The following is a 12340-nucleotide window of genomic DNA, read 5'->3' on the forward strand; positions in this document are numbered from 1 at the left end:
AATGAACCCATCTGGTGTAATATCACGAGGGTTTACCTGCTGGATGGTTAAAAAGGATCCGAATTTCATGCTTTTTATACTGAAAAAAATCATTGGTGGCCTGCTGCTTCCCTTGCCATTCCTGCTATTAACCATGGGCGTGGCCCTGGCTCTGTTGTGGTTTACCCGCTGGCAAAAAACGGCCAAAGGGTTACTCACGGCAAGCTGGCTGGTGCTTTTTCTGATTAGCCTCCAGCCCGTCGCAGACTGGATGCTAAAGCCTATTGAAGACACTTACGCCACTCGTCAGCACGGCGACAACGCTCGCTACATTGTTGTGCTGGGCGGCGGCTACACCTGGAACCCGGACTGGGCCCCCAGCTCGAATCTTATCGACAACAGTTTACCGCGACTCACCGAGGCGATTCGTCTGAAACAGCTCAATCCGGGGGCAAAACTTATCTTTACCGGAGCCAGGGCGATGACCAATGCCGTTAGCACGGCGGAGGCAGGTGCCAGGGTTGCGGAAAGTCTTGGGATTTCCAGAGAGGACATCATCACCCTGGATTCCCCCAAAGATACTGAAGAGGAAGCGCATGCCGTCGCGAAGCTGATAGGCCAGCAGCCGTTTATTCTGGTGACATCCGCTTCGCATCTGCCAAGGGCAATGATCTTCTTCACCCGGGCCGGGTTACATCCGCTCCCTGCCCCGGCCAACCAGCTGGCGATAACCTCTCCGCTTAACCCGTGGGAGAAGGCTATCCCCGACCCGGTATGGTTGATGCACAGCGAGCGCGTGGGCTATGAAACGCTGGGGCGCATCTGGCAATGGCTGAAAGGCTCTTCAGGAGAGCCAGGGCAGTAATGACTTAGCTGCGTTGTCAAAAACCGGCCGGTTCAGGCGGCCGGTTTGCAGCAACTGTGCTATCTCATCCCACAGCACATATAGCCAGCGTCGCCACAGGAAAGATTCTGCGACCGGGGCGCGCTGTAAATAGTGCCAAAGCAGGCTCTCGGCCTGCCCTGGCTCTACGAGGCGAAACAGTTCATATTCTCGCGGAGCCCATAACATCACGCCGGGATTCACCATCGCCAACAGCTGATCGCTACGCGAATCCTTGAGCATACTGCGAAGGGAAAAGTTGCCGTGGATCAGCACGCAGTTATCGCTGAAGTCCTCGAACATACGCGGCAGACATTCGCGGGTGCGGAACAAAATACGTTTATCCTGCATCGTTAACCCGGTATTCCGGTACTGATTGAGCGTGGTCCAGAGCACTTCAACCCGCTGCCGGTACCAGTGCGGCCAGATATTTTCCTGAGTGCTGTCGACGTTCCCTACACAGCCACTGCTGTCCACGCGATGCCAGGCTAACAACCCCTCAACAATCTGGTCTTTGAGCTGCTCCCAGCGGTTTGGCGTGCGGGTTGGCGCTTCCCCGGGAACGCCGCGCAGGCGCTCCATCAGCAAAACATCCGGGCCAGGATGTTCTTCATGCGTAAGCACGCCGTAGACCACAGGCATGCGGACGGTACCTGAACGTGCCAGCATCGACATTTTCCAGGCTAGCTGCGTTGCCAGACCCGGCGAGGTAAAGCTCTTGGCAAGCAGCGGCATCGCGTGGCCACCGCTGTCGTAAAGCGACCAAAGTGCAGTTTCCGCATGCTCGCTAATGCACTCAATACGGCTTAGTTTTTCACCCAGCAGGTGACTTAGCTCCTTACGCAGCAATTCCATACCGATTTCCCCTGGTAATACTGTTGATTTAATAATGAGCGCACCAGGCGAAGTTGTCACCACTCCAGATCAATTGGGTTTCAGAAAAAGAAAAACCGGCCTGGTTAGCCGGTTTTATTAATCACGCTGAAGGTGAATTAACGCATTGCAAGACGGACGCGCTCAAGATCTTCCGGGGTGTCCACACCAATGCTTGGGATGGCTTTCGCCACGGCAACGTGAATTTTTTCGCCGTTCCACAATACGCGTAGTTGCTCAAGCATTTCGATTTGCTCGAGCTGACTTGGCTCCCAGCTGACATAGCGGCGGATAAAACCGGCGCGGTAGCCATAAATGCCGATGTGGCGCAGGAAGGTATCGCCAATCTGTTCGCGGGAAGCGGCAAAGCGTTCGCGATCCCAGGGAATTGTGGCGCGTGAGAAATAGAGCGCGTAGCCCTGCGCATCCATGACGACTTTAACCGCATTTGGGTTAAACGCTTCTTCGGCTGATTCGATAGGCACTGCAAGCGTCGCCATACCGGCTTTGCTGTTAGCCACGTTATTGGCAACCTGCTGGATAATGACCGGCGGGATCATTGGCTCGTCACCCTGCACGTTGACAATAACCGTGTCATCGCTGAAACCACATTTCTCGATAACCTCAGCCAGACGTTCGGTTCCGGACTGGTGATCGGGGCTGGTCAGGCAAACTTCCCCGCCAGCGGCTTCGACAACGCGCGCAACTTCCGGGTGATCGGTCGCGACAATGATACGTTCAGCGCCGGATTCGCGCGCACGGTCCAGCACATGCAGAACCATCGCTTTGCCGTTGATCTCTTTTAAGGGCTTACCCGGCAGACGCGTGGACGCATAGCGTGCGGGAATAATGGCGACAAAACTCATGGATTGGTCTCGTCTGAAGTCAGCGTCCAGGCTTCACTTTCCAGCAGAACCGGAATACCGTCACGCAGCGGGTAGGCCAGGCGATCAGGCTTGCAGATAAGCTCTTGCTTTTCCTGGTTATAGTAGAGCTTGCCGTTACAAACCGGGCAGGCAATGATTTCAAGTAAACGACTTTCCATAATTACTCCAGATGAGTGCCATCAACGGCACCAGAATAGCATAAATGACTAGCCCGCCGGGGCCATTTCCCAGCCTGTTCCCCAGCTTTCTCTCAGTTCAGCAGGCAGGACGCCGAGGGTAAGATGCGTCGCGGATTGCCAGCGCGCAAATTCCGTCAGTGCAGCACGCAGGCCTGCCTGCAAAGAGTCTGTCACCTTAATGCCCTCTTCAAGGTAGAGGCTTATCACCTCCAATTCGCCCTGCTTGCGGTGCATTTTGGCATCCATCCTGCCGACCAGCACCCCTTTGTGTAGCAGCGGTAAAACAAAATAACCGTATCGGCGCTTTTCCGCCGGGGTATAGCATTCCAGCCGATAGGAAAAGTTAAACAACGCCTCTGCTCTGCGGCGATCCCATACGACAGGATCAAACGGCGAGAGCACGGCGCTGTGGGTGGCATTAAGCTGGTTTTGCTGCGCTTTCTCCAGCTGTGGCAACAGAGAATGATGCACCAGCATTTCGCCCAATTTTTCAACCTGAACGCGAATAACGTTGCCCGATAAAAGCCAGGCTTCCATCAAGGGCTTTAAAGACAGGTTTTTGAGTCGATAGTAATCAGCCAGCCATTCAGGCCGGAAGATCCCCAGGCTGCGAGCACTGTTTTCCAGCATTAATAGCTCAGCCTCGGGCTGCTCAATCAGATGCAGATCATCGTTCCAGTGCGGCATAACCCGGTGGGTTAAATCGTAAACCCGCTGGAAATTACGCCGCTCCGTCACCATCACCTGCCCGGCGGTAAATAATCCTTCAAGGTGTTTTTTCTGCGGCTTCCATTCCCACCAGCCGCTCGCCCCTTTGCGGGGATGTTCAAAATCGGCGGAGCGGACGGGGCCATTTTCTTTGATATAAGCGAGCAACTGGCTGATATCTTCCGCATGCTCATTCATCCACTCTGGGCGGTATTTCCAGCCCATGTTTTCAGGGCTAAGCATTCGGTGGCGAATTAGCGCAAAATCTTTTTTTGGCAAGAAGCAGGCCTCATGCGCCCAGTATTCAATCAGCTCGCCGTTTGCCAGCGCCCCATCCAACCAGCCGGGTTCAAAGTGCCCAAGGCGGCTGAATAACACCAGATACGGACTGCGGGCTACGATATTGATGGTATCAATCTGGAGCAGCGACATGCGGGAGATAGCGTCGGCAACGTCAGAGGGACGCGCACGGCGGCGAGGTTTTTGCAGCAGCCCCTGGGCTGCAAGGTGCAGATTCCGGGCTGCTCGTAATGAAAGTTGCACAACGGTCATGGCACACCTGTAATCAGCGAACAAATAACCGGTGACGCAAAACTAACGCACCAGCCCCAATAACTCCTTGAGCAGCGTTTCAGCGAGGGGGGAGTCTAGCTGCGCATCTACCGGCAGATACCACCAGTTGGCATGCCCTTCGGCGAAGGCACGGCATTTCACCGCATCTTTTTCCGTCATCATTACCGTTTGGTTAGCCGGCGCAATATTCAGCATATCCTGTTCGGTAATCGCCTGGTGATCGGCCAGCGCAACAGTTTTCACCGGCGTAATGCCGGACTGTTCCAGCGTAGCAAAGAAGCGCGGTGGATGGCCTATACCGGCCATAGCCACAACGTCGCTGAAATCCGACAATGGGCGGCGCTCACCGCTGAGAACGTTAATGGCAAGCCCTGGTTTAAGACGCATGGCAATTTCACCAGCCCGAGATTTGCCGCCGTTAACGATAACGGCATCTACACTGCGCAGACGCCCTGCTCTTTCGCGCATTGGCCCTGCAGGTAACCACCAGCCGTTACCGAAACGACGTACGCCGTCGATAACAACAATTTCTTTATCACGAGCTAGTGCGTAATGCTGTAAACCATCGTCGGTGATAATGATTTGCGGAGCTTCGGCCGCAATGAGGGCTTTCACAGCCTCGCTGCGTTTCGGGGCAACGGCGACGGGGGCCCCGGTACGTTGAAAAATAAGTACCGGTTCGTCCCCGGCTTCAGAGGGAGTGGTTTTCGCGTCAAGCAGCAGAGGATAAGCGGCTGCTTTTCCGCCGTAGCCTCGGGATACAACGCCAACTCGCACACCGCGTCGCTGTAACTGCTCCACCAGCCAGATAACCACTGGCGTTTTTCCATTGCCGCCCGCCGTCAGGTTCCCAACGACAACCACTGGCACGGGGGCACGCCATACCGCGCGCAGACCAATACGGTAGGACAGTCGAATAGCGCCGCTCACCAGGCCATAAAGCCAGGAAAGCGGCAGCAGCAGCAGGTAGAGAGGCGATTTCCCCGACCAGATACGTTCAATCATTAGCCGAATTGCATCTTATGTAGCTGGGCATAAACGCCACGATGGGCCAGCAGCTCCAGGTGAGGACCGCGTTCGACGATGCGACCATCTTCTACAACCACGATTTCGTCTGCCTGTTCAATCGTCGACAGGCGGTGAGCGATCACCAGTGACGTACGGTTTTTCTGCAGTTCATCCAAAGCGGCCTGAATAGCGCGTTCGGATTCGGTATCAAGCGCAGAGGTCGCTTCATCAAGGATCAGGATTGGGCTATCACGCAGTAGGGCACGAGCGATTGCGATACGCTGGCGCTGGCCGCCAGAGAGGAGCACGCCATTCTCACCTATCAGGGTATCCAGCCCGTTGTCCATTTTATTGATGAAGTCCATCGCGTAGGCCATACGCGCAGCCTTTTCGATGTCTTCACGGGAATACTCCCCGGTACGAGCATAGGCAATATTATTCGCCACGGTATCGTTAAAGAGATGAACATTCTGAGACACCAACCCTACCTGATTGCGCAGAGACGCAAGGGTGTATTCACGTATATCGTGCCCGTCAATCAGGATTTCGCCTTCCTGCTGCTCGTAGAAACGCGTAAGCAGGCTGGCAATGGTCGATTTACCCGAACCTGAACGCCCTACCAGCGCAACAGTTTTTCCTGCCGGGATGGTCAGATTGATGTTGCGCAGTGCTGGAGTATCACGCCCTGGATAGGTGAAAGTGACATCGCGAAATTCAACATCGCCTTTAGAGCGTTCGATAACCTGTTTGCCACTGTCTTTTTCCTGCTCGGAATCGAGAATAGAGAACAGCGTCTGGCAGGCGGCCATTCCGCGCTGGAACTGGGCGTTAACGTTAGTCAGCGACTTCAGCGGGCGCATCAGCGCAATCATGGAAGAGAAGACGACCGTGATGGTCCCCGCAGTGAGCGTTTCCATCACGCTTGGGAAGCTGGCGGCATAAAGAACAAAGGCCAACGCAAGGGAAGCAATAAGCTGAATAATCGGATCGGAGATAGAAGAGGCTGAAACCAGCTTCATGCCCTGATTACGCATGCTGTTGCTAACTTTGTCAAAGCGGTCGGTTTCTACCTGTTGACCACCGAAAATAAGTACCTCTTTGTGCCCCTTCAGCATCTGCTCAGCGCTGGATGTAACCTGCCCCATAGTGTTCTGCATATTTTTGCTGATATTACGAAAACGCTTAGAGACAAAGCGAATGGCAAAGGACACAATCGGTGCCAGCACGATCAGAATCACTGAAAGCTGCCAGCTGTACCAGAACATCAGCACAAACAGGCCAATAATTGACGCGCCTTCACGTACAACGGTGATCAGTGCGCCAGAGGAAGAAGAAGCAACCTGCTCCGAGTCATAGGTAATACGGGAAAGCAGTGTCCCGGTGGACTGTTGGTCGAAAAATGAAACCGGCATCCCCATCATGTGGCTGAACAGGCGACGGCGCATGTTCATGACCACCATGCCTGACACCCATGAAATACAGTAGCTTGAAATATAACTAGTCACGCCACGCAGCAGCATCAGCGCAATCACGGCCAGAGGCATCCATAGAAGTACAGAAGAGTTCGCCTTACCAAAACCATCATCCAGTAATGGCTTAAGCAGCGAAAGCATGTAGGTATCGCTCGCCGCATTGAGGATTAACGCTATCCCAGCCACAATCAGACCCGTTCTAAAGGGGGAAATCATCGGCCAGAGCCGGCGGAAAGTCTGCCACGTGGAGAGATCTTTATCGTTCTGCATTAAGTCGAACCAGCCTTTTATGAAATAGCCGCATATTCTACCCATTATCGCGGGTGACGCCAAACCACTGATGATACCAACGGGGCAATATTTGTTCTCTGAAGCCAGAGATTTGCCATTTATCACTGTTTATTTCAATTGTCAGTTGCCCTGAATGCGCCGTGTCATGCCACTGATAGCCATATTTTTGGTAACGATCGATAATTGTTGAAGAAGGTAAACGCCAGGCGTTGAATCTAGAAGCTGAAGCCAGCGCCACGCTGCCTGAAACGGCTCTCAGTAGAGGGCCGCTGGACGAACTTCGGCTCCCATGATGAGGAACCTGTAAAACATTGGCCTCTAGCGTTTGCCAGCGTTTTCTCAGCATAGTTAATTCTGCGCTTGCCTCCAGGTCTCCCGTCAACATGAGGCTAAATCCTCCGTGACTGACCTTCACCACACAAGAGCGATTATTGCCGCTCCCCTCGTACTCTTCAGGCGGCCACAGCACCTCGAATTGAATACCCTGCCATGCCCATTGCTGACCACGAAAGCAAGGCTCATGCTCCTCCCAGCGTAAAGCGCTACGAATACTTAGGGCAGGCCACTGATGCTTAAGACTTTTCAACCCACCGATATGGTCAAGATGTTCATGGCTTATAATCACCCACTCTGGCTGCAGGTTTCGCCATTTTAACCAAGGTATAATCACACTTTTAGCAGCATCCCCTCCAGGCCACGCGTTGCCCGTGTCGTAGAGTAACGCTTTCCCTTCACGTTCGATAACCATCGCAAGCCCATGCCCGACATCAAGCATATGCACGGCCCAACTATTGGCCTCAGGCTTCCGCCAGAAGGGAAATGTCATCAAAAGCAACACTGTCGCAGCGGTAGCGGAAGAGCTTCGCCAAAAACCGAACCGCCATATCACTATGGCCCACCAGGCAATGAACGCCAGAAATTGATAGCGACGGTCAAGCTCTTTCCAGCCTTCCGGTAAACCAGCTAATAAGGCGAATACTCCCACAAGTGATTTATCCGCCAGGGACCAAAACACCTGGCCGATGGACGGGACTTCTCCGAACACCATGCCGGCTAAAATTAAGGGCACGCTAACGAAGGTAATCCAGGGAACAGCGAAGAGATTAGCGGCCAGCGAAGTCAAACTGATGCCGTGAAACAGGACCACCTGAAGTGGGATAAGCAGTAACGTGATTCCGGTTTGCAAATAAAGCAGATCGGCAAAAGGACGGAGCCAACGATTTATCGCCCTGCGTGGCAATGGCACCCACTGGTACCAAAAGATAAGCCCGCAAACCGCAAGCGCGGAGAGCCAAAGACTTTCAGACAAAATCGCCATCGGTTCACTCAACACAATGCCCGAGGCACAGCAAAGTAGCACATCCCAGGAAGACCATTTTCTGCTGCTCAGGCGTAATATTGCCCAAATGCCCATCCCAACCAGAGTTCTGACCGCTGGTGGATTCATACCTGACAGCCAGGTGTAAAATAGCGCGACGCTAAAGCTCACCAGTAAAGGAAAACGAAACCCAATCATCGGGGTGGGTAGACAAAATTGCACAGCCCGCGCGAACAGCAAGCCAATCCCGCCGGCTAATGCGATATGCAATCCGGAAATAGCCATGAGATGAGCCGTCCCGGTATCAAGCATGATTTTTTTGACGTCCGCACTAACGTCTATGCGCTCCCCAAAACCAAGAGCGATAATCACCCCCTGCCATGGGAGATGAGCGGTGGCACTTTTGGCTTGCTCGAGCCATTTACCTCTAAGATTGCAGCTATCTGAGAGCTGGGTTGCCTTCAATACTCTGCCGTTAAACGGCAGCATCTGCGAAAGTGCATAACGCTGCCCGTCAAAAACACCTTCATTGAGGCGCCCGTGTACCGGGCGAAGTCGTAGCGTCATTAACCATGTCTGCCCTTCGCAAACGGGCACGGGCAATTCACTATTTCGCAGTACAACGCCCGGAGCAGGAAACAAGTAGCGGCCATCCAGCTTGACTACCCGCAGCTCATGTCGTTTATCACCATCACTTCTCGTAATTTTCACCTGCACCGTCAGCGGCTTCTCCCCAAAAACAGAGAACATATCCAGCATTTGCCGCGCACTTAGCAGGCTCCAGCTTAGTAACAAAAGACACAGCACCAAATAGCGCACCCAGGCTACACGGCTCAAAAAAACTGCCAGTGCCAGCGCCGCTGCCAAGAGCAGCAAAATATCTTTTTGTTCCGGAATAACCGGCAGCCATAACAGTGGAAAGGCGCTAATCAGAACAGCACCAGAAACGGCAGCAATAGAAAACACATCCACCTCCTTGTTGCAGGCAGTGTGCGGCAATATTGCAATTAAATCAGAAAGCGATCGGGGAAATACGTGATGGCCTGGGCTGCGTTGAGTCCAGCTTAACAATGTTGCGTTAGCCCTCTCTATGCGGCTCGCAAAATAGCAATATCAGTAAAAAAAATGGCACCTCATTTGAGGTGCCATTTATGACTAACTCCAAAGAATTAGCCGTAAATATTGGCGCGGTCACGCAACTCTTTGCCTGGCTTAAAGTGTGGAACGTATTTGCCTTCCAGATCCACTTTGTCGCCGGTTTTCGGGTTACGTCCGGTGCGAGGAGCGCGATAGTGTAAGGAGAAACTGCCGAAACCCCGGATTTCAATACGTTCACCCTCGGCGAGCGTAGAGGCCATATGCTCCAGCATTTCCTTCACCGCATCTTCTACTGCTTTCGCAGGGATGTGAGATTGCTGGGTTGCAAGTCTTTCGATCAATTCTGACTTGGTCATGATTCCTCCGGTTTCCTTTCAGGAAAATTAGCTTACAGCTCTCAATCGAACAAGGGCGGCCGAAGCCGCCCTGATTTTATACCCTGGCAGAAGCCGGGATACAACGCTCGGACGATTACTCGCCTTTAGCTGCTTTGAATGCTTCAGCCATTGCGTTAGAGAAGTTGCCTTCTTCCTGTTTGTTGTTAACAGTCGCAATTGCATCTTTCTCGTCAGCTTCGTCTTTAGCACGAACAGACAGGCTCACAACACGGTTTTTACGATCAACGCCGGTGAATTTAGCTTCAACGTCGTCGCCAACGTTCAGAACCAGAGTTGCATCTTCAACGCGGTCACGGGAAGCTTCAGAAGCACGCAGGTAGCCTTCTACGCCATCTGCTAATTCAACTGTAGCACCTTTCGCGTCAACTGCCGTTACTTTACCAGTAACGATAGTACCTTTCTTGTTCAGCGCAACGTAGTTGTTGAACGGATCTTCTGCGAGCTGTTTAACGCCCAGGGAGATACGCTCACGCTCTGCGTCAACCTGCAGAACAACGGCTGCGATTTCGTCGCCTTTTTTGTATTCACGTACTGCTTCTTCGCCTGCAACGTTCCAGGAGATGTCAGACAGGTGAACCAGGCCGTCGATGCCGCCGTCCAGGCCGATGAAGATACCGAAGTCAGTGATAGACTTGATTTTACCTTCAACGCGATCGCCTTTGTTGTGGGTCTCAGCGAACTGCTGCCATGGGTTGTTTTTGCACTGCTTCAGACCCAGGGAGATACGACGACGTTCTTCGTCGATATCCAGAACCATCACTTCCACTACATCACCAACGTTAACAACTTTGGATGGGTGGATGTTTTTGTTGGTCCAATCCATTTCGGAAACGTGAACCAGGCCTTCAACGCCTTCTTCGATTTCAACGAAGCAGCCGTAGTCGGTCAGGTTGGTCACGCGACCAGTCAGTTTGGTACCTTCTGGATAACGCTTAGCGATAGCTACCCATGGATCTTCGCCCAGCTGTTTCAGGCCGAGGGAAACACGAGTACGCTCGCGGTCGAACTTCAGCACTTTAACAGTGATTTCGTCGCCAACATTCACGATTTCGCTTGGATGCTTAACGCGTTTCCATGCCATATCGGTGATGTGCAGCAGGCCATCAACGCCACCCAGGTCAACGAATGCACCGTAGTCAGTGAGGTTCTTAACGATACCTTTAACTTCCATGCCTTCTTGCAGGTTTTCAAGCAGCTGATCGCGCTCTGCGCTGTTCTCAGACTCGATTACCGCACGACGGGAAACAACAACGTTGTTGCGCTTCTGGTCAAGCTTGATAACTTTGAACTCAAGCTCTTTGCCTTCCAGGTGCAGCGTGTCGCGAACTGGACGCACGTCAACCAGGGAACCTGGCAGGAACGCACGAATACCGTTCAGCTCAACAGTGAAGCCACCTTTAACTTTGCCGTTGATAACACCGACCACAGTTTCAGCTTCTTCGTAAGCTTTTTCCAGCGTGATCCAAGCTTCGTGACGTTTAGCTTTCTCACGGGACAGCAGGGTTTCACCGAAGCCGTCTTCTACTGCGTCCAGCGCAACGTCAACTTCGTCGCCAACCTGAATTTCCAGTTCGCCGGCTGCGTTTTTGAACTGCTCTGCAGGGATTGCAGATTCAGATTTCAGGCCCGCATCAACCAGAACGACGTCTTTGTCGATAGCAACAACAACGCCACGAACGATGGAACCCGGACGGGTTTCGATTGTTTTAAGGGATTCTTCAAATAGTTGAGCAAAAGATTCAGTCATGTTTAATCTTCAAAAGTTAGATTAACGTCCATCTGGCCTCATGCCGGATGGGGTTGTTTTACATACCCGCTCACACTCCGTTGCAGCGGGGGTACTACAAAATGGGGTCGCTATCTCAAGCGAGCGCCAGCTTTTCGCGGGCGTATTGTAGCGCTTTTTCAATCACTTGCTCAATACTCATACTGGTTGAATCCAGTACTAAAGCATCAGCAGCAGGCACTAACGGCGCAACGGACCGATTACGGTCGCGATCGTCGCGTTCCTTTATCTCGGCCAAAAGGCGCTCAAAGTTAACACTAAAGCCCTTCTCCTGCAACTGTAGCATGCGCCTGTGGGCGCGCTCTTCAGAGGAGGCATCAAGGAAAATTTTCACCGGGGCGTCCGGGAATACAACGGTCCCCATATCCCTTCCATCGGCAATCAGACCCGGTGCTTCACGGAAAGCACGCTGGCGGCGCAGCAGGGCTTCCCGCACGCGAGGGAACGCCGCCACCTGAGAGGCAGCATTTGCCACTTCCTGAGTGCGGATTTCAGCGCTAACGTCTTCCCCTTCCAGGACCACTTCGAGATTACCATCGGTAGAAATAAACCGAACGTCCAGATGGGCAGCAAGAGGTACAAGTGCGTCTTCGGAAGCGACATCAACATGGTGATGCAGCGCAGCGAGCGCCAGGACGCGATAAATCGCACCAGAGTCCAGCAGATGCCACTGCAGCGCTTCGGCCATGGCCTTACAGAGCGTGCCTTTACCGGCGCCACTTGGGCCATCAATCGTTATTACCGGGGCGGATGCCGTCATCGTTTTCTCCTCTATCGCTGGATTCGCGGGTGGTAAACGCCGCGCATTATACGCCGCAACCGCCAGGACTGTTATCTTTCCGGGCAAATATCCTCGGGAATCAGGCTGAGTGTAGAAGAATTGCGCA

At 53.1% G+C, this 12340-nt stretch carries 11 protein-coding genes; 1 reads left to right on the forward strand and 10 read right to left on the reverse strand.

Going from position 1 to position 12340, the window contains the following annotated elements; genetic code table 11:
- Positions 1-67 precede the first annotated feature (67 nt).
- Positions 68-844, forward strand: coding sequence for an envelope biogenesis factor ElyC (elyC, locus tag CNE01S_RS05590; protein ID WP_061274347.1), 777 nt, complete (start codon positions 68-70; stop codon positions 842-844).
- Here elyC and CNE01S_RS05595 read toward each other — a convergent pair.
- From CNE01S_RS05595 to cmk, 10 genes are all read right to left on the reverse strand, one after another.
- Positions 824-1717, reverse strand: a complete 894-nt coding sequence (locus CNE01S_RS05595) for a YcbJ family phosphotransferase (protein WP_061274165.1) — start codon at positions 1715-1717, stop codon at positions 824-826. The genes elyC and CNE01S_RS05595 overlap by 21 nt on opposite strands.
- Positions 1718-1854: 137 nt before the next feature.
- On the reverse strand, positions 1855-2601 hold the full coding sequence (kdsB, locus tag CNE01S_RS05600) for a 3-deoxy-manno-octulosonate cytidylyltransferase (protein ID WP_061274167.1): 747 nt from the start codon (positions 2599-2601) through the stop codon (positions 1855-1857).
- Positions 2598-2780 carry a Trm112 family protein gene (locus CNE01S_RS05605; protein ID WP_061274169.1) on the reverse strand — a complete coding sequence of 61 codons (183 nt, stop codon included), beginning with the start codon at positions 2778-2780 and terminating at the stop codon, positions 2598-2600. The genes kdsB and CNE01S_RS05605 overlap by 4 nt, the downstream gene beginning before the upstream one ends.
- A gap of 48 nt (positions 2781-2828) precedes the next feature.
- Entirely contained in the window at positions 2829-4061 is a 1233-nt protein-coding gene (locus CNE01S_RS05610; protein WP_061274170.1) for a winged helix-turn-helix domain-containing protein, read from the reverse strand.
- A gap of 42 nt (positions 4062-4103) precedes the next feature.
- Positions 4104-5087, reverse strand: a complete 984-nt coding sequence (gene lpxK, locus CNE01S_RS05615) for a tetraacyldisaccharide 4'-kinase (protein WP_061274172.1) — start codon at positions 5085-5087, stop codon at positions 4104-4106.
- Positions 5087-6832 (reverse strand): lipid A ABC transporter ATP-binding protein/permease MsbA, encoded by a 1746-nt coding sequence (gene msbA / locus CNE01S_RS05620; RefSeq protein WP_061274174.1) that lies wholly within the window; start codon positions 6830-6832, stop codon positions 5087-5089. Before msbA ends, lpxK begins: the two co-directional genes overlap by 1 nt.
- 37 nt (positions 6833-6869) lie before the next feature.
- Entirely contained in the window at positions 6870-9137 is a 2268-nt protein-coding gene (locus CNE01S_RS05625; RefSeq protein ID WP_061274176.1) for a ComEC family protein, read from the reverse strand.
- A gap of 203 nt (positions 9138-9340) precedes the next feature.
- Complete coding sequence (ihfB, locus tag CNE01S_RS05630; RefSeq protein ID WP_008461182.1) at positions 9341-9625, reverse strand: integration host factor subunit beta; 285 nt, start codon at positions 9623-9625, stop codon at positions 9341-9343.
- A 115-nt stretch (positions 9626-9740) separates the two neighbouring features.
- The gene (rpsA, locus tag CNE01S_RS05635) at positions 9741-11414 is read right to left on the reverse strand and encodes a 30S ribosomal protein S1 (RefSeq protein ID WP_008461180.1); all 1674 of its coding nucleotides are present in this window, start codon (positions 11412-11414) and stop codon (positions 9741-9743) included.
- A 115-nt stretch (positions 11415-11529) separates the two neighbouring features.
- Complete coding sequence (cmk, locus tag CNE01S_RS05640) at positions 11530-12213, reverse strand: (d)CMP kinase (protein WP_061274178.1); 684 nt, start codon at positions 12211-12213, stop codon at positions 11530-11532.
- Positions 12214-12340 lie beyond the last annotated feature (127 nt).

The sequence above is a fragment of the Cedecea neteri NBRC 105707 = ATCC 33855 genome (genome assembly GCF_001571265.1).
GTDB classification, from domain to species: domain Bacteria; phylum Pseudomonadota; class Gammaproteobacteria; order Enterobacterales; family Enterobacteriaceae; genus Cedecea; species Cedecea neteri.